We start from the raw sequence: 18,738 nt of genomic DNA on the forward strand, positions 1-18,738 counted from the left end.
CCCGATGCCGGAACGAGCGATTTCATGGAGGCGGCGTTGATGAAAGCGATGGTGTACCGCGGGCCCTACAAGGTCCGGGTGGAAGAAAAAGCCATACCAAAGATCGAGCACCCGAACGATGCGATCGTGCGGGTGACGTTGGCGGCTATCTGCGGGTCGGACCTGCACCTGTACCACGGCATGATGCCGGATACCCGGGTCGGCTTCACTTTCGGCCATGAGTTCATCGGCGTGGTGGAACAGGTTGGCCCGTCGGTGCAGAACCTCAAGCCCGGGGACCGGGTCATGGTGCCGTTCAACGTCTACTGCGGCTCGTGCTACTTCTGCGCGCGCGGGCTCTACTCCAACTGCCACAACGTGAACCCCAACGCCACCGCAGTCGGTGGCATCTACGGCTATTCGCATACCTGCGGCGGGTACGACGGCGGCCAGGCCGAGTACGTCCGGGTCCCGTTCGCCGACGTCGGCCCCGGCCTGATCCCGGACTGGATGGATGACGAGGACGCGGTGCTGCTCACTGACGCCCTGTCCACGGGCTACTTCGGGGCCCAGCTCGGCGACATCGCCGAGGGCGACACGGTGGTGGTCTTCGGAGCCGGCCCGGTGGGCTTGTTCGCGGCCCGTTCCGCCTGGCTGATGGGCGCAGGCAGGGTCGTTGTCATCGACCATCTCGAGTACCGGCTGGAGAAGGCCCGCACGTTCGCCCACGCGGAAACCTACAACTTCACCGAATACGACGACATCGTCGTGCAGATGAAGAAGATCACCGAGTACCTCGGAGCGGATGTGGCCATTGATGCGGTCGGTGCCGAGGCGGACGGCAATTTCACCCAGCACGTCACCTCCGTGAAGCTGAAGCTGCAGGGCGGCTCGCCGGTGGCGCTGAACTGGGCGATCGATTCGGTCCGCAAGGGCGGGACCGTCTCCGTGATGGGCGCCTACGGGCCGGTCTTCAGCGCGGTGAAGTTCGGCGACGCGATGAACAAGGGCCTGACGCTGCGGATGAATCAGTGCCCGGTCAAGCGGCAGTGGCCGCGGTTGTTCGAGCACATCCGCAACGGCTACTTCAAGCCGAGCGACATCGTCACGCACCGGATCCCGCTGGAACATATCGCCGAGGGCTACCACATGTTCTCGTCCAAGCTGGATGGCTGCATCAAAACACTGGTCGTCCCGGGCGCCAGCTGAGAAAGGAAGTACGACCATGGCCTATACCGCAGACAAGCCGGTGCCGCCGCCTCCGGCTGAGGAATTGCGCGCGCGCATCCCCGGCTGGGGCGCGGACATGGACCCGAAGGACCGCCCCGCGGTCCCCCGGGAACGGTTCGACCTCAACACCGGCGCCCATTGGGACTTTCCGGAGCGCCAGGAAGAGAAATGGCCGCGCGAGCGCTCGATCGAGCACAAGTTCCTCACCCCCGTGTTCGGCACCTCCACCCCACCCCGAGGCCTTTCGGGCGCCCTGCGCAGGTATGCCTACCGGTTCAGCGAGGGACGGACCGCCCACTGGCTGGTCCTGATCGCCGCCGACCGGACCGACGCATGGGAGAACCACCTGAAGTCCCTCCTGACCCTCCGCCCGGACAACCCGGTCACCGAAACCGGGGTGCTCAGCGAGTTCTCCCGCCACGGGATCTCCTCGCGCTTCGGTCAGGGCCGTGCCGACTTGAAGCACCAGTGGATGGACCCGGTAATCATAGCAGGCCCGTGGCTACTGGCCGCAGGAGCCGCAGTTGCCGCAGTCAGGACCGTGCGAAAACGCCGCGGAGCCTGAACCCCGATCTGCCGCGGAGACCGGCCAGGGTGTCAACAGCAGCACATGTGTGCGGCGGTTTCCGGCGGATCGAATCCGCTGCGCGGTGACCGACGGCAAATCCCGGGAGGTTGCACCAGGATTCCCCGACCGACGAGGATCCGCAACCGTACAGCCATCCGCGACGCAGGTGAAGCACCGGTCCGCGCCACTGACTCCGGGTGGAACACCAAATCCGCCTCCGGAGGCGACGGCGCCGGCTTGGGTAACCGGTATGTGGAACCCGGTTCGTCGTGGCTTGGGCACCCCAAAGGGGGATAACCCCGGTTACGGTAATGGGCACGGGGAGTTGCGGCCGGGCTCCGGTGGGCAGTGCGCATTTGTTTCACGCTGCTTTTGCCGCCCGGCGGGGTTGTCAGTCCTGGTGGCTGAAGGCTGCGTCGAATGAGGCCTGCGGCAGATTCCACAGCAGTGACCGGATGTACTCCACGGCTTCGGCGGCTCCCTGGAGGCGGTCCATTCCGGCATCCTCCCATTCGATGGAGATGGGCCCTTCATATCCGATGGCCCGCAGGGCGCGGAATGAGTCCTCCCAGGGAACATCGCCGTGTCCGGTGGAAACAAAGTCCCAGCCCCGCCGCGGATCTCCCCAGGGCAGATGCGAGCCGAGCACTCCTGCCCGTCCCGTTTTGGGCCGCAGGCGTGTGTCTTTGCAGTCGACGTGGTAGATGCGGTCCTTGAAATCCCAGATGAAGCCGACGGGGTCGATGTCCTGCCACATCATGTGGCTGGGGTCCCAGTTGAAGCCGAACGCCGTCCTGTGGTCGATGGCTTCCAGCGACCGCACGCTGGACCAGTAGTCGTAGGCGATTTCGGACGGGTGCACTTCGTGGGCGAACCGCACCCCTTCGCCGTCGAAAATGTCGAGAATGGGGTTCCAGCGGTCGGCGAAGTCCTGGTAGCCCTGGTCAATGACCGAGGCGGGGACGGGAGGAAACTGCGCCACGTACGGCCAGATCTTTGAGCCGGTAAATCCGACCACAGTGTCCACGCCGAACTTGCGTGCCACTTTGGCCGTCAGCTTCAGCTCTTCCGCGGCACGCTGCCGGACTCCTTCCGGCTCCCCGTCCCCCCACACTTTGGAACCGACGATGGCCTGATGCCGAAAGTCGATCGGGTCATCGCATACGGCCTGCCCCTTCAGATGGTTGGAAATGGCGTAGACCTTCAGCCCGTGGCGCTCCAGCAGGTTCAGCCGTTCCTGGACGTAGGCGTCGTCTTCCGCTGCCCGCCACACGTCGAGATGCTCACCGGAACAGGCGATTTCCAGGCCGTCATATCCCCACTGGCTGGCGTTCTTGGCGACCTCCTCCAGCGGGAGATCGGCCCATTGGCCGGTGAACAGCGTCACGGGATGGGTAGCGTGCGTTTGGTTCATGGCATAGATCCTTTCTGTGCTCTTACGCGGCGGCGTAGGACATGACCTGTTCTTTGGTGACATTCGCTCTATCGAGTTCGCCTACCACCCGGCCCTGGCGCATGACGACCACCCGGTCGGACAAGGCGAGCAATTCGGGCAGTTCACTTGAAATCAACAGAACCGCTACGCCGCTGCGGGCCAGCTGCTCGATCAGCCGGTGGATTTCCGCCTTGGCCCCGATGTCGATGCCCTTGGTCGGTTCATCGAGAATCAATACCTTGGGCTTGCTCGCCAGACAGCGACCGATGATGACCTTTTGCTGGTTACCGCCCGAAAGCGAGCCGATGGCCGTTTCCGCACCGGGGGTCTTGATCGACAGGTCCTTGATGTACTTCTGGGCCAGGTCCTTTTCCATGCCCAGTTTGAGGACCCCCCAGCGGCTGACGCGCTTGAGCAGGCTCAAGGTAGTGTTTTCCCGGATCGACAGCCCGGGAACGATTGCCTGAAGTTTGCGCTCTTCGGGAACCAGGGCTATGCCGGCGGCGATGCCGGACTGGGCGCCGCGCAGCCTCAGCTTTCGGCCCTCTAGCGTGACGGTGCCGGCATCGAGCTGGTCGGCACCGTAGATGCAGCGTGCCACCTCTGTCCGCCCGGCCCCGATCAGCCCGGCCAGACCGACGATCTCCCCGGCATGGAGATCAAGATCCACGTCGGCGAAGGCGCCGGCCCGGCTAAGCCCCCGAGCCGACAGGACGACGTCGCCGCGTTCGTGCGGAACGTGCTCATAAAGATTCACGTTCTCGCCGACCATCAGGCGGACGACGGACTTTGCATCGAGTTCGGCCACAGGAATGGAGGAAGCCACGGTCTGGCCGTCCCGGATGACTGTGACTCTGTCGGCCAGCGCGAATACTTCTTCCAGCCGGTGCGAGACGTACAGAATCGCCAGCCCCTGGGTGCGGAGCCTGTTGACCAGCGTAAAGAGCTTCTCCACGTCGTGCTCAGCCAGGGCGGTTGTGGGTTCATCCATGATGACAACCCGGGCATCCTGGGCGACCGCCCGGGCAATCTCGACCATTTGCCCGTCTACCGTTGAGAGTGTCATTGCCGGAGCATTCAGGTCGATATGGGGAGCGACCTGGTCAAGCGCCGCTTTTGCCTTTGACCTGACCTTGGCCCGCGAGACGATTCCCCCCTGGTCAGCCCAGTTGCCCAACAGGATGTTTTCGGCGACCGAGAGGGTGGGGACGAGGTTGTGCTCCTGGTAGATCGTCGCGATGCCGGCCGCTTTGGCTGCCGTGGTGGACGCCGTCATGAGTTCCCCATCGACGTAAACCCCGCCTTCGTCCGGGACGTAGAAGCCGCTGAGGGTCTTGATGAGGCTCGACTTCCCTGCGCCGTTTTCGCCGACGAGGCAGTGCACCTCGCCGGCATGAAGCTCAAAGTTCATGCCGGCGAGGGCCACCACGCCCGGAAAGCGCTTGACCAGGCCCCGTGCCTCAACGACCGCGGTCTTCGTGGCCGCGTTGCCGGTGGTGGTCATGGCAGCTCCTTCTGCAGAAACGCCAGGCCGTCGCGGGCCAGGGCATCCATGGACGGCGCCACGGGCCGCCACAGCGATACGGCCCTGGCGATCTCCTCGACGGTCGGCAGGAAGGATTCGATGACGATCGATCCCTGGTATCCGATGGAGCGCAACGCCTCGAAGGTTTCCGTCCAGGGAACGTGCCCGCTCCCCGGGGTGCCCCGGTCGTTCTCGGAGACCTGGAAGTGGAAGACCTTGTCTCCGGCGGCCCGGATCGCTTCGCCAACGTGTTTTTCCTCGATATTCATGTGGAACGTATCCAGCATGAATCCCACGTTGCCGCTGCCGATCATTTCGAACAGTTCCAAGCCCTGTTCGACCGTGTTCACAAGGTCGGTCTCGAAGCGGTTGAGCGGTTCCACCGCGAGGGAGACGTTGCGTTCTCCGGCATAGTCGGCCACGCGCCGCAGGCTCTCGGCCGCCCACTTCCGCTGCCGGTCCCGTTCCTCCTTGGGAAGCAGCCTCGTCTTGCCGGTCGCCGAGTACATCGGTCCGGCCACGTGGGGTGAACCGAGTTCTGCCGCGAAATCGACGCAGAGTTTCAGGTATTCGATTCCCTTGCCGCGCATGTCGGCATCTTCGTGGGATACGTCCCGGTCCGGACCGAAGGCTCCGCAGATGGAAACGGGAAGGCCTGTGCGCTCGGATGTTTCCTTCAGCGCTTCGACGGAGAGCAGCGAGGGGTTTTCGATGCAGACTTCGAAGAGGTCGAACCCCATCTCCTTGGCGCGGTCGAACTGGTCCATGTCCTCATCGGTGAACGGGGAGGCAAGGATGAATGAACTGATGCCGAACTTGTACTCACTCATTGGGCCACAGCTCCTTTTCGAGGGCCTTCATCTCATTGATGGCGCGTTCGGTGTAGGGGTCCAGGAATTCGAGATGGCCGCCCCGGGCCATCATCGCGAACGGATCGGAGGCGGCCGGCAGCAGCTCGAAAGTAAGGTATCCCTGGAAATCGATCTCTTTCAGCGCCTGCAGGGTGGGTCGGAAGTCCAGGTGTCCCACGCCCGGTGCCGCACGGTTGGTGTCTGCGAGGTGGACGTGATTGACCTTTCCTGCCGCCCGGCGGAAGGCATCCGCAATGGAGTCTTCCTCGATGTTCATGTGGAACAGGTCGCCGTGGACGCCGCCGTTCGTCAGTCCGGTTGCGTCAAGCAGCTTGACGGCGCGGTCGAGATGGTTCAGGAAGTAGGTTTCATATCTGTTCCACGGCTCGAGGGTGATGTTGACTCCGACGGAGGCGGCGTGTTCGCCGATTTCCCGCACATTTTCGACGGCCCACTCCCACTCCTGCTCGTCGGGGGCCAGCGCCGCGGTCTTGCCCACGGGCGAGGGCCCGACAATGATGGTCGGGGCCCCGACGCCGGCCGCGAAGTCCGCGACGGATTTGCCGTAGTCGACGGCCTTCTTACGGTTCTCCGCGCTGGGATTGACCAGGTCGCGCTCTTCGCCGAACCAGATGCTGCAGATCGAGCTCACCTCGATCCCGGCGTCGGAGGTGAGCTTGTTTACCTCTGCGACATTGTGTGATTTGGGTTCTCCGACGAGCTCGATGGCGTCGTAGCCGAAGCGTGCGACCCGGTCGATGCCCTTGGAGATTTCCTCCTGGTAGTAAACGATCGCGTTGTAGGAATACTTGAAGCGGGACATGAGGATCTTCCTTTTCTTTCTGGCGGTTGTACTAAGCGGTGCTATGAAGCAGTGGGGCCAAAGGGTGCTTGGGGCAGATGTGATTATTTTTCGAAGACGTTTCCCCACAGCTTCGGATCGTCAACGTTTTCGCGGGTGATGAGCTTGGGCTGGGTCAGCTGGAGCTTCTCAACCTCTTTTCCGTTGAGAATGTCGACCATGGTCTGCAGGGAGAGGGCACCCATTGTGAACGGATCCTGGTCCATGGTGGCGTCCTGGGTGCCGTTGCGGATGCGGTCGAGCGCCAGCGGTGTTCCGTCCACGCCTACCAGCGGGATGTGGCCGCTTTCTCCCACCTTGGCTGCCTTGCCAATCTGGTCCAGCCCCGACACGATTCCCCGGACCATCTCATCGTTGTGGCTGAAGAGGCCGTTGATGGAGGGGTCGGCGGTGAAGTTATCGACGGTGAGGGCAAGGGCCTGATCGGCCGTCCATTGGGAATCACGCGGGATGACCTTGATGTCGGGGAAGGCTTCGATGCCTTGGTGGAATCCCTCGCCGCGCAGCCGTGCATGATAGGCACCCTTGGCGCCCTGGTATTCCAGCACGGTACCCTTCTCGTCCATGAGTTTGGCGAGGTGTTCGGCGCCCTGCTTGCCGGCAAGCTTGTTGTCGTAGGCCACCGCGGCGTCGGCGATATCGCCGGTGACGATGGAGTCGACCGTGACTACTTTCTTGCCAGCGTCGTGAATCATCTGCACGCCGGGAACCAACTCGTCGGAGTTGTTCGGGCTCAGCACGAATCCGTCGACGTCCTGGGCGAGCTGGTCCTGGATCTGGCTGATCTGGGTCGAGGAATCCCCCTTCGCATCCAGGATCGTTACGTCTACTCCCAGCTCCTTGGCCTTGTCTTGGATGCCCTGACCCAGGGCGACCATGAACTCGAAGCCCTGGCTGTACAGAAGCACGGCGATCTTGGGCTTGCCACTGTCGCCGCCGCTTGCGGTGCCGCCGCCGCCTCCGCAGCCTGTGAGGCACAGGGCCGCTGCGACCATTGCGGCGATCAGAACCAGCATTCTTTTACCGGTCTTCATCGATTTTCTCCTTGCTTCCTGCGGTTTCCTGAGGGGGTTTCTTGGCGGGTTTGTGACCGGACGTATCATGCGCTCTCATGCTCCCTGGGCCGTCGGTGCGGCTCCTGTGGCCCCGGATGCCGGTGGAGTCGCCGGCGGCGGTGCGATTTTCGCCTTCCGCGAGAGTCCCCGCTGGACGTACTTATAGCGGTAGACGTCCAGCGCTGCGGCGCCGAAGATCACGGCGCCTTGCACGATCTGGTCGTACGAGGACGGGATGCCCAGGAGGTTCACGGCATTGGAGACCATCGAGATCAGCAGCACGCCCAGCAGGGTGCCCTTGATGGTTCCCTGGCCGCCGAACAGGCTCGTTCCGCCGATAACTACCGCCGCGATGACGACCAGTTCGATGCCCTCGCCGGCGCGGGGGCTGCCGGATGCCAGCCGGCCGGTCAACAACAGGCCGGCCATGGCGGCGGTCAGCCCGCTGAGCGCGTACGCAATGAGCTTGACGCGGTCGACCCGGATGCCGGCCAGCAGGGCCGCTTCAGGGTTGCCGCCGACCGCGTAGACCGAGCGGCCGTACGTGGTCCGGGTGAGAACCCAGTGCGCGAGGAAGGCCAGGAGCAGCACCTCGGGGATAAGCAGCGGTACGGTGAACAGCTTGGCGTTCACGAAGCTGCTGAGCATTGGTGGGACCGGGGTGATGTTTCCGCCGTCGGAGTAGGCGAAGGCGAGCCCCGTTCCCGCGCTGAGCGTGGCAAGAGTGGCGATCAGGGGGGAGATTCCGAGTTTGGTAACCATGAATCCGTTGATCGTCCCGATGGCGAGCCCGATCAGCAGTCCGACAATCAGTCCGGCGGCTGTGGGCAGGCCCATCCTGACAATGACGCCCATCGAAAGGACGGATGTTACGGCCGCGGTCGCTCCGACCGACACATCGATGCCGGCGGTCAGGATCACAAAAGTCATCCCGATGGCGAAGACTGCCAGGATGGTCGACTGGAAGAGAAGGTTGATGATGTTCGCGGGGGTCAGGAATACCGGGCTCAGGACGCTGAGGAGCACCCCGAAGGCCAGCACTACGATGAGCAGTCCCTGCCCCCCGATCAGGCGGCCGACAAGCGCGGCCGTGAACTTCTTCTGAGGCGGTTCGGCCGGCGCCGCAGCGGGCTGGCGATTGTCGGCGGGGGCGTGTGGAGTCGTGGGTGTCATGGTCGTTTCCCTGTAGTCAGCATGCGTTTCTAGTTGCTTTTCGTGAGGAGATCCTCGGTGGCGGTAAGCCTGACCGGCCCTCCGCCGTTCCTGGCCGATTCGGCCGTGGCCAGGACGAGCTGCAGGCTCTGGATGTTGTCGAGAACATCGGTTTCCGCACGCTCCCCGGTCTTGATCGTGCGGGCGAAGGCTTCCAGGGTTCCCAGGCGTTCTTCGTTTTCGACGGCGTCGAGCTCAACGTGCATGACACCGGAGTGTTCGGTGGCTCCCGCCAGGAAGACGGTGTCGAACAGGGACTGGAACCGGATCTGGACGGTGTTGTTTTTCCAGCTGATCGCTCCCTTGGAGCCCTGAATATCCCAGTCGCCGTCCCAGCTCGTCTGCTCGCCCTGGGATGCCCATGAACCGGTGTAGACGACCCGGACTCCATTGGCTCCCTGGATCTGGACGACGGCCGAGGCATTGCCGGCAAAACGGGACCAGGAGGGGTTCCAAGAATCGGCTTTGACCGACGTGGCTTCGACTCCTGCGATGCCGCGGATCTGGTCAATATGGTGGATCATCGCGTCGACAATCAGGGGTTCGTCCATCGTCAGACGGAAACCTTCAAAGGGCGGATTCTTCTGGTAATTGATGAAGACCTGCTGGACGTCCCCGATAACTCCTTCGCGGATCAGCCGCTGCACGGTCCGCGGCGCCCGCTTGAACCGGTAGTTTTGCGAGACCATCGCGGCCGCACCGCTGGACTTCGCGGCGGCGATGATCGCCAGTGCGTCCTCCATGTTGTGTGCGAGGGGTTTTTCGATAAGGGTGGGGATTCCTGCTTCGAGGGCCGGGATGGCCACGGCAGCGTGATACTCCGGTGGCACGATCACCAGGACCGCATCGAAGCTGTCCCGGTTCGCCAGAGCCTCGGCAATGTCACGGTAAGCGGCGATGCCATGGTGTTCGGCTGCGGTCTGGGCGGCCGCCTGGTTAACGTCGACCACGCCCGTCAGTTCCCAGTCGCTGCTGCGCTTGACCACATCCAGCCAGGAAGCGCCCCAGGCTCCGAGTCCGACCTGAACGATTTTCATTGCGTTTCTCCTTCGTGATGATTCATAGGGCCGGCCGCCGGCCGGCTGCGGATTACTTCAACCCGCTGTGGGACTGTTCCACGGCGTCGATCCAACCGCCGGACGATTTTGACTTCAGGACCGCTTCGGTGAGCAGGGCTGCGCGGTAGCCGTCTGCGAAAACCGGCAGCCCGTCCGGAGTGTCGCCGGCAGCGGCCTGATAGGCATCGGCAATCAGGGCGTTGAAGGCGTCCTGGAAACCCTGGGGATGACCCGCAGGGAGAATTGAATAGCGGGCGGCCGACTCGGTCAGATGCTGCGGGTCCCGCACGAGCCGGTGAAACCCCTGCTTTCCCCCCAGCCACAGCGTTTCGGGGTTTTCCTGGTCAAAACGAAGGGACCCTGATTCACCGCTGATTTCGAAACTAAGGAAGTTTTTGCGGGCGGCAGCCACCTGGCTGACAAGCAGTGTCCCGACCACTCCTCCAACCGTCTCGAAAACAACGGCGACAACGTCCTCGGTGTCAATGTTTGTATTCAGGACGCGGTCCGGGTGGACCGTCCGCGTCAAGGCGTTGATCCGGGCGATCCGGTCACCTGTCACGAACTCAATGAGATCGCACAGATGCGAACCGATATCGGCGAAGGCCCGTGACGGCCCTCCGACACGGGCGTCGATACGCCAGTTATCGTCCGTGCTGGAAAGCAGCCAATCCTGAAGATAGGAAGCCTGGATGGTGAATATCCTCCCGATGTCGCCGGTTGCGACGCGGGCACGGGCCTCACGGACCATCGGGTGGAACCGGTAGACGAAGGGGACAACGGCGGTCAGACCGCTGGCCTGGGCCAACTCCATCAGTTCGCGGGCGTCATCGGATGTTGTCGCCAACGGCTTTTCGCAAACAACATGCTTCCCGGCCTGGAGCACGCTTTTTGCGATCGACGCGTGCGTCATGTTCGGCGTACAGACATGCACCAGATCGATGTCGTCATCGGCAAGCAAGGCCTCCACCGAGAGATAGGCCCTGCGCACGTTCAGCCTTCGGCTGGCCGCGACGGCGCTGGCCTCAGTGGACGAAGCCACGCCTGCGATGTCGGCCCCGGCGTTTCGCGCTGCCCTCGAATGGGCCTGAGCCATGAAGCCGCCACCCACGATGCCGACGCGCAATCCCGCCGGTGAGCTGAAGTCGTTGTCTTCCATGTACACAAGTGTGACACGTGGCACACTACTTATGTCAATAGGTCAGCAAAAGACGTATTCTTAACGTCATCTTCTGATGATTGCCCGGCAGGCGAATGGGTCGGTAGAGTCATACCCACGACTGAGGAGGAGACATAGTGCAGGGAATCGGCAAAACTCTGACGGGATTCGGGGCAGGGGACCTGTTCCAGGCCCTACGTGACGGCGTGCCGCGTACGCGTGCCGATCTTGCCGCCCTTACCGGTTTGTCCCGTTCGACCATTACGACCCGGCTGGATGAACTGCTTGCTTGCGGGCTCATCGCCCCGGTTGCCGATGCGTCATCCACGGGCGGACGTCCGTCGGCACGTGTGGCAATCAACGCCGGAGTGAGGGTTATTGCGGCGGCTGACCTGGGAGCCACGCATGCGACGGTCGCAATGACGGACCTTGCCGGGACGGTCCTTGCCGAGACCACCGCCGGGTTGGAGATTGCGGCCGGTCCCGAATTGGTTCTGAAGTGGCTGGTCGAAACCATCACTGATCTGCTGCGTAAACTTGAAAGGCCGGTATCCGACCTCATCGCGGCAGGGATCGGCCTGCCGGGTCCCGTGGAGCACTCCACGGGCAAGCCCTCCAGCCCTCCGATCATGCCCGGATGGGACGGCTTCGACGTGCCGTCCCATGTTCAGCAGTCTTTTGCGGTTCCCGTACTCGTTGACAATGACGTGAACATCATGGCCCTTGGGGAAAGGGCCAAGTGCTGGCCTCAGGTGGACAATATGGTTTTCCTCAAGGTCGCCACGGGTATCGGAGCGGGGATCGTTTCCGGCGGCACGCTTCAGCGCGGCGCTGAAGGCAGCGCCGGCGACGTAGGCCATATCCCGGTCTCGCGCGGATCCGGAATCGCGTGCCGATGCGGGAAGATCGGATGCCTGGAGGCAATCGCCGGCGCCCCTGCCATCGCGGCACATATAAGCAGCCTCGGGGCCGAAGCATCAACCAGTGAAGATGTGATCGCCTTGGTGAAGTCAGGCGACTTAGCCGCGATCCAGACACTTCGGCAGGCGGGGCGGGACATCGGAGAGGTGCTCAATATGTGCGTGAGCGTCCTCAACCCGTCGCTTATTGTGGTCGGAGGTTCGCTGTCCCAGTCCAGCGAACACCTGATAGCCGGCATCCGCGAAGTGATCTATACGGGATCGACCCCCCTAGCCACCCGGAATCTCACCGTTGTGCCTTCCCAGATTGGTTCCCAGGCCGGTGTCATCGGCGCAGGAATTCTCGCCATCGAGCACATACTTTCGCCGGAGAACATCACCTCTATTGACACGCAACCCGTCATCCCCGCGGATACCTGAACCAGAAATGAACCGCCCTGTCAGGCAGGCAAGTAGGCGCGTACCGTCAGGGGCCGGCAACACTGACCGGGGACAGGAGCTCCGGCGGCACCACACGGATTCCTGCCGTGACTGACCCGTACGCATATGCCCGTCCAAGATCGGGCTTATGCGAAGCCCCGGCTACGGGCAGCGCCCGTATCCAGTAACACCGCCGGCCGGAGGTGTTATTGGGTGCCAGCATCGGCGGCTTGCTTATGAGGTCGCTGCCCGCACCGGTCGTTCTGCCGGAGTGGTGGCGACGAGTTTGCTCGACCCGCGTGACCCCAAGGCTCGCGCGGTCATTACCCGCTTCGGCCCGCTTGAAATCCTCGGCGGGGCGCTGGTACGCCTTCTCTCGGGCAGGTTCGCCGGAAGGCACATCCCGATGTCCTGGGTCGCTGCGCTGTCGAAAATGAATCGCGACCCCGGCCTGTCACGGCTGTGCACCGCGGACTCGCGTGGAGGAGGGGCCAAAGTCCCGCTCGGATTCCTCACCTCGTTCATCACCTACCGCCACACCCCACCGGAGCGCATGCGCATCCCGGTAACGCTGGCCCATCCGGCCAAAGATGACTGGACGCCGGTTGAGATCAGTACGCGATGGCTCAGTCGAATCGCCGCTCCGGCAGAACTGGTCATGTTGCGCGAGTGCGGCCACTTCCCGATCGAGGACCCAGGGCTGGCAGACCTGGTCAGTGCTGTCGAACGAGTAACCCGGCACGCCCAGCACGCCAACGGCTGACAAACCGCCAAGCCGTCCTGACGAGACGGGAGAACACGGCACTGCCCCGCTGAGCCATCCTCCAACGGGGACAGTAATAGGCCCTGATGACATGAATATAATCAGCTGCTGGCTATTCACGCGCTTGCATAAGCTCTCGCTCGTCCAAGTCGCGGTGGGGGACCGGCTTACGGGCGGGGCAACCAGCCGAGCCAGCGTCGCGCGCGATTCATTCAGATCTCATTCGTTTCCGGTCGCAGCCCAGCGCTTCATTGCTTCGAGGAGATGATTTGGCGCGAGCATGAAGCGAGGTTCGAGTTCCTCCCAGCCCGGCTCTTTCACGCGCCGGCTGTACGCTGCATGGTCGGCATCAACGGGAATGGACTCGTCGAGCCCACCCGATTCCTCGCCCATGAGAGCAAGATGATAGATCCACGTTGAGCCATCGGCTTCGACATTTCGGAATGTTGCTTCAAAGACTGCGCGCTCCGCCGAGAGTCCTTGCTGCAGTTCATCCGGCCGCGAGTTGAGCATGTCCATCCACTCCTCGAATGCGCGCTCCTTGCCGCTGACGATGCGTGAGCGGCTCAGCTCGAGTCGCATGCCCTGCGGTACTGATGGCGGCATCTGGTGCCCAGGAAAATCGCGCGGCACCGGAGCGAAAGGGAGCTCGAAGTCATTTTCATGAGAGGTCATGAAGGTATTCTCGCGGCGCTGACCGCACGGAGGTACTTCCAACGCAGACGTGTTTCGCTCAGGGACCCGCTTACGGGCGGTCACCATATGATCGATAGGTGACCGTTCGAATCCGCTTCGCGACACCGGCTGACTACGCTGCAGTCGAGACGATCGAAAATGCTGCCGATCGGCTTCTCATTGATTGGCTGCTCCCTGAGCAGTGGCCCGCCGCCCCATCTGGCGCTTCGAGAGCGTCAGAGCCCGGATACGTCCTGGTCGCCGAAGCGACTGACACAGGCGCTGTTTTGGGTTTCGTGCACGTCATTGAGTTAGACAAGATTGCTCACTTAGAGCAACTTTCGGTGTCGCCCGAATATAGTCGTCGCGGCTATGGGCGCATGCTGGTCGATGCCGCGAAGGAAGAAGCCCGAGGACGGAGGCATAACCGGTTGACCCTGCGTACTTATGCCGACGTCCCTTGGAATGCGCCTTTTTACTCGCGACTTGGTTTTACGGAGGAGGCCCCTTCGACTGACTTCCACCGCAAACTGGTCCATGGTGAAGACAGCCTCGAGCTTGCTAGGTACGGGCGTCGCGTACAGATGGTCGCAGTGCTGGAGTAGTTCCTTCCCATCCGTATAGCGACCGGCAAACGGGCGCGTTTTGACCGACATTGTAGGGTGAGGCAATGGGGCACATTGGGTCGTATCTATGGAAGATTCGGCAACACCTCGGATCGCAACTCGTTCTTCTACCAGGTGCTCAAGTGCTAGTGCTGGGAGAAGAAGGCCAAGCCTTGTTCCAGCGCCGATCGGATAACGGAGTGTGGGAGTTACCCGCTGGAGGCTGCGAACCTGGCCAGAGTTTCAGGACAGCGGCCATAGCCGAGTTGTTTGAGGAAACGGGCATCGTTGCCAAAGCAGAGGACCTTGAACCCTTCGCGAGCCTGTCCGATCCTTCAATTCACAGCCTGACCTACCCCAACGGCGATCAGGTTCAGGCCTTCGCGATGTGTTTTGTGCTAGCTAACTGGGAAGGAAGCCTCTCAGCAGAAGAGTGCGAGGTGAGTGACCTTGGGTTCTTTCCACTGGTTGATCCACCGGCCCCCACTCATGCCCCGACCCTGGAAGTTCTGAAGCTGTATGCACTGTTCCGGGAAACCGGCGTTTTTCAGGCAAACTAGGCGTACCGCTGAAGGACCGGCTTACGGGACGTCCGTTCAGGAATTGGTGCCTGCGGAATGACCTCGATTCGGCCGAGTAAACTCCTGCCATGAGCGATGCACTTGTGCGCGAGGCCTACGACTCGCGAGCTGCGCAATACATCGAGTTTTTTGGGGACGTCAGCCAGATGGCCGAACCCGACCGAAACCTCATAGGACGTTGGCGCGATTCCACTCCGGGGCGTCTGCTGGACGCCGGTTGCGGACCTGGACACTGGACTTCCTTCCTGCACGCCGGGCACCGGGACGTTCTGGGTATAGATCTCTCCGAAGAATTTTTGGCCACAGCTCGCGACCGGTACCAGCTCCCGTTTATTCGCGGCACGTTTCGAGAGTTGCCCACGCTCTCGGCGAGCCTTGGAGGCATTCTGGCTTGGTATTCCATGATTCATGCATCCCCCAACACTGTGCCTGCCATTCTGGACGAGTTTGCGCGGTGCTTAGAACCCGGCGGGGGTTTGCTCATCGGTTTCTTCGACGGCGAGGCCGAACAGGAGTTTCCCCACGCCATAGCGCCAGCTTACTTCTGGTCCGTTGAGTCCCTGGATGCGGCCCTTGGCAATGCCGGCTTTACAGTCATTGAACTCCACCAACGTCACGACCATGGCCATCGCCCGCATGCAGCATTGAGAGCGCGGCTAGACCGATGAGCCGCGCCTCCAAGTGCCCGTTGAGGGATGTTCATCCGGGACAGAAGGGAGTGCCGAGCGGGCGCGTCTTTTAGGGTGGACACGTGCGTAGTTCCTCGCTGATCACTTTCGCGTAGGGGCACCGGCCACCGAGACGGTCCCTGGTGAGAGCATACGCCCAGCCCCCGAGTCCGTTACGTCCTTACACGCCGTGCTTGCATTGCCCCGGCGAGCGAGCCCCGGGTTGTGTCCGGTCCTGTGATGTTGAAATTCCCAATTGTGCAGGTGACGGACTGAGAAACTGAGCGCCTGCTGTAGCGTCATGACGCATGATACTTATTTCCATCTTGGTGCCAATCCTCATGTATGGGATACCTGTTGCGATCTTCTTCTTTGTGCTGCATGCGGTTATAAAGTCAGCGGTTCGCGGTGCCATTAGAGCCGAACGCTCAATGGAGAGTTTGGGCGCCGTAGAACGAGAGTAGTAGCGTCCGGCGACCCACGACTTTGTCTCACTGATCGTGAGCCGGGCCAGCACCCGCTGACACCAAACCCCCATCCTGGCTTCAGCCATGGGTGCGGCCTTTTGCTGTAGTAGAACATCGGCTTGCCAGTTTTGCTGACACCGGTGCCGCGGCTACAGAAGGCACCGGGATTGACGTCGGCGGCGCCTGCGGGGCTATCTCCGCCGCAGCCCGCTGGGCAACCGCTTGTTCCTCAGCAGTATCCGCAGCCGCCTTTTTCCTTGGCAGGCTGTCTCCTATCAGCAGCATTCTTCTCTTCAGCGGCCTTGCATGGACTTTGGACGTTTAGACGTTTGCGTCGACCGTTGGGTCTCACATGGGCCGCAGCCCGTCTGGGTGGCGCGGTGAAGCTGGGAACGGCAACCCCAATCTTTTTGTACCGATAACCGTGAGTATGTCCGGACAGGTGTTTCGATGAAGCATGCTCAAAAGGGACAGGGGCAGCCCCGGCGAAAACGGAACTTCGATCGCCCTGGGGCTATTCACAGGTGTGCATAGGCTCTCGCTCATCCATGTCGCGGTGGGGGACCGGCTTTGGGACAAGGATTCGCGGTTCGACTGGGCTTTGGTTAGCGGCCGGAACCGGCTGCCTTGTTCTGGAGGCGAGACCGGAGGGTTCGCGTACCCGGGCCGTCGAGCTCGCCCAGATAGGCTTCGCGGCCCGCCATGGCCGCCCCGAGGGATTGTGTTCCCGCTGCGTGGCCGGGCGTCCCGAGGGGGCGAGGGTCCCTGAGATAAAAGCTGGTACTCAAGGATGTGCCAACTGATCCCACACGGCGTCCGCCCACATGACATGCCCGGACTCGTTGGGATGGAAAAAGTCTCTGGCCAGCGTCTTTATATACTGCGCCATGGAAAGCCTGACACTGGGGGTGTAGATATCGGCGACTCTATGCGCTCTCGTGGCAGCTGCATCCCGAATCGCCTCGTTGACGAGTTGTACGCGTTTGTCATAGGGCCAATGACCGAAACGGGGCACTAGACCCATCACGGCGCCGACAGGCAGGCGCACAGCGATCATCTCCATGGTTTGGGCGAAGGCCTGGGCGTCAAATCGCAACCGGGCCACATCGTTGCCACCGATAACACATGTCACGGCCATGTTGCCCGACGGGTCGGGCATATTGGGTATCTGATCCCGCAGAAGGTCCTCGGCGGTAGCACCACTCACAGACAGGTTCACGACACGCACGTGGCTGCCCGTGGTGCTCTGAAGTCGTTGGGCCAGGAGGGCCACGTAGCTGCGGCTGGGGTCAGGAAGGCCCACCCCAAGTCCGGCGGAATCACCAAGCGCCACGTACGTCAGCGTCCCCGTCTGAGGTTGGTCCCAGTACGCGCGGTGTGTGTACGACTGTTTGTGGCTTCGTCCAAGCAACGCTCCCATATGGGTGAGCATACCCCCCATGGGTATAAAGTTTCGACGCGTGCGTCCAGCCAGGCACATCCCAACGCCGCTCAGTTAGGGAGCGAGGAACTCCATAGTGCTGTTCAACGGGCGATGAAAGGTGAGTCAGGGTGATTACTCCTGGACCTGGCCCCCTCAATCAATGGCGTTGGCGTTGGCGGGTGTCCACCTCAATGGTGGAGCGCGTGCCATCTCAACTGGGGCCATCCAGTACGCCGTTGGTGGGCAGACGGGGGTGCTGAAGCCATCGGGGACTGCCCCACGCGCTATTCACGTGCTTTCATAAGCTCTCCCCCACCCCTGTCGCGGTGGGGGACCGGCGTATGCGACTGGCGGGCGGGCAACTCCCGACCCTGAGAAGGGAAGGTCTTGTTGCCCCCGGAACGAACGCCACTAACCCCCTTCAGCCACCGGTCCCGCCTCAGCGGCGGGCGGGGAGGATCGTCGTCGTGACGGCCACGGCCTGCGGCGTGCGGGGGACGGAACTGAAGCCGAAGCGCACGGGCGGATCCACCGGCGCGAGGGGCCCGAGGCTGGCCCCGTTCCAGCTCGCCGCGGCGCGCTCGACGCCACGGATGGAGCGCACGCCATAGTACTCCCGACGTCCGCCTACGGCGGAACCGGCGGTGGCCACCCCCGGGAGCAGGATCCCTGCGGCGCGGTTCACGGCTGTCAGCCACGCCGGGTGGACGGCGATGCGGGCGGGGACCAGTTGCAGCATCCAGCCCAGCGCTGTCAGGGGGCCAAGGTCGACGCGCAGTTCCAGCGGGCCGCCGGAAACGCGGAGGACCATTGCGGCGGTCCCAGGTTCGTTCCCCGGTTCCGCGCTCCGCTCCTCGGCGGGGCTCAGGCTGGCCTCCAGCGGCGCCACCGCCACCTCATCGAAGCGGTAGGTCGCGGACACATAGTCGGCGACCGCCCGGTTGGGGGCCAGCAGCGTCCGCAGCCCGTCGCGGTCTTCGGTCATGACGTCCGTGAAGGCGCCGAGCGGCGAGTCCATCCAGTGCCCGACCACCAGCCGGCGACCCGCGCTGGTGCCCAAACCCGCGATGAACCCTGTAAAGCTCTCCATCCGGCTACCGTACGGCTCCGGCCGGCCCCGCCGCACGCCGTTGCGTAAAATCGACGTCGCCGCCGGCACTCACCTGACGTCAGGTTGGGGTGTACCCTAACTGGCAAACACGCGGAACGCGAGCCAGTCTCCCAAGCAGGACCACTCACGATACCCGAGGACCAAAGCAAGGAGCCGTGTGTCAGCTTGGAG

18 protein-coding genes are annotated in these 18,738 nt (G+C 62.7%); 7 read left to right on the forward strand and 11 right to left on the reverse strand.

Annotated features, from left to right (window positions below; all coding sequences use genetic code 11):
- Positions 1 to 39 precede the first annotated feature (39 nt).
- Positions 40 to 1,188, forward strand: a complete 1,149-nt coding sequence (locus AC5RW2_RS33435; protein ID WP_493961883.1) for a zinc-dependent alcohol dehydrogenase — start codon at positions 40 to 42, stop codon at positions 1,186 to 1,188.
- Positions 1,189 to 1,204: 16 nt separating this feature from the next.
- The gene (locus AC5RW2_RS33440; protein ID WP_493961884.1) at positions 1,205 to 1,774 is read left to right on the forward strand and encodes a hypothetical protein; all 570 of its coding nucleotides are present in this window, start codon (positions 1,205 to 1,207) and stop codon (positions 1,772 to 1,774) included.
- A 394-nt stretch (positions 1,775 to 2,168) separates the two neighbouring features.
- On the opposite strand, the gene AC5RW2_RS33445 is transcribed toward AC5RW2_RS33440, so the two are convergent.
- The 8 genes from AC5RW2_RS33445 to AC5RW2_RS33480 all read right to left on the reverse strand — a co-directional run bounded on the left by AC5RW2_RS33445 (position 2,169) and on the right by AC5RW2_RS33480 (position 10,934).
- Positions 2,169 to 3,191, reverse strand: a complete 1,023-nt coding sequence (locus AC5RW2_RS33445; RefSeq protein WP_493961885.1) for a sugar phosphate isomerase/epimerase family protein — start codon at positions 3,189 to 3,191, stop codon at positions 2,169 to 2,171.
- 22 nt (positions 3,192 to 3,213) lie between these two features.
- Positions 3,214 to 4,716: a sugar ABC transporter ATP-binding protein gene (locus tag AC5RW2_RS33450; RefSeq protein ID WP_493961886.1), complete on the reverse strand. Its 1,503-nt coding sequence runs from the start codon at positions 4,714 to 4,716 to the stop codon at positions 3,214 to 3,216.
- Positions 4,713 to 5,567: a TIM barrel protein gene (locus AC5RW2_RS33455; protein WP_493961887.1), complete on the reverse strand. Its 855-nt coding sequence runs from the start codon at positions 5,565 to 5,567 to the stop codon at positions 4,713 to 4,715. The genes AC5RW2_RS33450 and AC5RW2_RS33455 overlap by 4 nt, the downstream gene beginning before the upstream one ends.
- Entirely contained in the window at positions 5,560 to 6,411 is an 852-nt protein-coding gene (locus tag AC5RW2_RS33460; protein ID WP_493961888.1) for a TIM barrel protein, read from the reverse strand. The genes AC5RW2_RS33455 and AC5RW2_RS33460 overlap by 8 nt, the downstream gene beginning before the upstream one ends.
- An 83-nt stretch (positions 6,412 to 6,494) precedes the next feature.
- On the reverse strand, positions 6,495 to 7,484 hold the full coding sequence (locus AC5RW2_RS33465; RefSeq protein ID WP_493961889.1) for a sugar ABC transporter substrate-binding protein: 990 nt from the start codon (positions 7,482 to 7,484) through the stop codon (positions 6,495 to 6,497).
- Between the two features lie 75 nt (positions 7,485 to 7,559).
- On the reverse strand, positions 7,560 to 8,678 hold the full coding sequence (locus tag AC5RW2_RS33470; protein WP_493961890.1) for an ABC transporter permease: 1,119 nt from the start codon (positions 8,676 to 8,678) through the stop codon (positions 7,560 to 7,562).
- Positions 8,679 to 8,707: 29 nt separating this feature from the next.
- Positions 8,708 to 9,754: a Gfo/Idh/MocA family protein gene (locus tag AC5RW2_RS33475; RefSeq protein WP_493961891.1), complete on the reverse strand. Its 1,047-nt coding sequence runs from the start codon at positions 9,752 to 9,754 to the stop codon at positions 8,708 to 8,710.
- Positions 9,755 to 9,806: 52 nt separating this feature from the next.
- Positions 9,807 to 10,934 carry a Gfo/Idh/MocA family protein gene (locus AC5RW2_RS33480; RefSeq protein WP_493961892.1) on the reverse strand — a complete coding sequence of 376 codons (1,128 nt, stop codon included), beginning with the start codon at positions 10,932 to 10,934 and terminating at the stop codon, positions 9,807 to 9,809.
- A 158-nt stretch (positions 10,935 to 11,092) separates the two neighbouring features.
- Here AC5RW2_RS33480 and AC5RW2_RS33485 point away from each other — a divergent pair, with 158 nt between their 5' ends.
- Positions 11,093 to 12,274, forward strand: coding sequence for an ROK family transcriptional regulator (locus tag AC5RW2_RS33485; RefSeq protein ID WP_493962280.1), 1,182 nt, complete (start codon positions 11,093 to 11,095; stop codon positions 12,272 to 12,274).
- A 274-nt stretch (positions 12,275 to 12,548) separates the two neighbouring features.
- Positions 12,549 to 13,037 (forward strand): alpha/beta fold hydrolase, encoded by a 489-nt coding sequence (locus AC5RW2_RS33490; RefSeq protein WP_493961893.1) that lies wholly within the window; start codon positions 12,549 to 12,551, stop codon positions 13,035 to 13,037.
- A 219-nt stretch (positions 13,038 to 13,256) separates the two neighbouring features.
- Here AC5RW2_RS33490 and AC5RW2_RS33495 read toward each other — a convergent pair whose 3' ends face one another.
- On the reverse strand, positions 13,257 to 13,712 hold the full coding sequence (locus tag AC5RW2_RS33495; protein ID WP_493961894.1) for a DUF6176 family protein: 456 nt from the start codon (positions 13,710 to 13,712) through the stop codon (positions 13,257 to 13,259).
- Positions 13,713 to 13,810: 98 nt separating this feature from the next.
- Here AC5RW2_RS33495 and AC5RW2_RS33500 point away from each other — a divergent pair, with 98 nt between their 5' ends.
- From AC5RW2_RS33500 to AC5RW2_RS33510, 3 genes are all read left to right on the forward strand, one after another.
- The gene (locus tag AC5RW2_RS33500; protein WP_493961895.1) at positions 13,811 to 14,317 is read left to right on the forward strand and encodes a GNAT family N-acetyltransferase; all 507 of its coding nucleotides are present in this window, start codon (positions 13,811 to 13,813) and stop codon (positions 14,315 to 14,317) included.
- Positions 14,318 to 14,382: 65 nt separating this feature from the next.
- On the forward strand, positions 14,383 to 14,877 hold the full coding sequence (locus AC5RW2_RS33505; protein WP_493961896.1) for an NUDIX domain-containing protein: 495 nt from the start codon (positions 14,383 to 14,385) through the stop codon (positions 14,875 to 14,877).
- Between the two features lie 89 nt (positions 14,878 to 14,966).
- Positions 14,967 to 15,566, forward strand: coding sequence for a class I SAM-dependent DNA methyltransferase (locus tag AC5RW2_RS33510; protein ID WP_493961897.1), 600 nt, complete (start codon positions 14,967 to 14,969; stop codon positions 15,564 to 15,566).
- A gap of 1,251 nt (positions 15,567 to 16,817) precedes the next feature.
- Here the strand turns inward: AC5RW2_RS33510 and AC5RW2_RS33515 are convergent.
- Together AC5RW2_RS33515 and AC5RW2_RS33520 are read right to left on the reverse strand one after the other, a co-directional pair.
- Positions 16,818 to 17,366 carry an SGNH/GDSL hydrolase family protein gene (locus AC5RW2_RS33515; RefSeq protein WP_493961898.1) on the reverse strand — a complete coding sequence of 183 codons (549 nt, stop codon included), beginning with the start codon at positions 17,364 to 17,366 and terminating at the stop codon, positions 16,818 to 16,820.
- 529 nt (positions 17,367 to 17,895) lie between these two features.
- Positions 17,896 to 18,546, reverse strand: coding sequence for a hypothetical protein (locus tag AC5RW2_RS33520; RefSeq protein ID WP_493961899.1), 651 nt, complete (start codon positions 18,544 to 18,546; stop codon positions 17,896 to 17,898).
- Positions 18,547 to 18,738 lie beyond the last annotated feature (192 nt).

The organism is Arthrobacter sp. B0316-1-20, assembly GCF_059091865.1.

Coding starts and splice junctions, on each gene's coding strand:
- AC5RW2_RS33435 (WP_493961883.1), top strand. CDS start 40: ATGAAAGCGATGGTGTACCGCGGGCCCTACAAGGTCCGGGTGGAAGAA.
- AC5RW2_RS33440 (WP_493961884.1), top strand. CDS start 1,205: ATGGCCTATACCGCAGACAAGCCGGTGCCGCCGCCTCCGGCTGAGGAA.
- AC5RW2_RS33445 (WP_493961885.1), bottom strand. CDS start 3,191: ATGAACCAAACGCACGCTACCCATCCCGTGACGCTGTTCACCGGCCAA.
- AC5RW2_RS33450 (WP_493961886.1), bottom strand. CDS start 4,716: ATGACCACCACCGGCAACGCGGCCACGAAGACCGCGGTCGTTGAGGCA.
- AC5RW2_RS33455 (WP_493961887.1), bottom strand. CDS start 5,567: ATGAGTGAGTACAAGTTCGGCATCAGTTCATTCATCCTTGCCTCCCCG.
- AC5RW2_RS33460 (WP_493961888.1), bottom strand. CDS start 6,411: ATGTCCCGCTTCAAGTATTCCTACAACGCGATCGTTTACTACCAGGAG.
- AC5RW2_RS33465 (WP_493961889.1), bottom strand. CDS start 7,484: ATGAAGACCGGTAAAAGAATGCTGGTTCTGATCGCCGCAATGGTCGCA.
- AC5RW2_RS33470 (WP_493961890.1), bottom strand. CDS start 8,678: ATGACACCCACGACTCCACACGCCCCCGCCGACAATCGCCAGCCCGCT.
- AC5RW2_RS33475 (WP_493961891.1), bottom strand. CDS start 9,754: ATGAAAATCGTTCAGGTCGGACTCGGAGCCTGGGGCGCTTCCTGGCTG.
- AC5RW2_RS33480 (WP_493961892.1), bottom strand. CDS start 10,934: ATGGAAGACAACGACTTCAGCTCACCGGCGGGATTGCGCGTCGGCATC.
- AC5RW2_RS33495 (WP_493961894.1), bottom strand. CDS start 13,712: ATGACCTCTCATGAAAATGACTTCGAGCTCCCTTTCGCTCCGGTGCCG.
- AC5RW2_RS33505 (WP_493961896.1), top strand. CDS start 14,383: ATGGGGCACATTGGGTCGTATCTATGGAAGATTCGGCAACACCTCGGA.
- AC5RW2_RS33510 (WP_493961897.1), top strand. CDS start 14,967: ATGAGCGATGCACTTGTGCGCGAGGCCTACGACTCGCGAGCTGCGCAA.
- AC5RW2_RS33520 (WP_493961899.1), bottom strand. CDS start 18,546: ATGGAGAGCTTTACAGGGTTCATCGCGGGTTTGGGCACCAGCGCGGGT.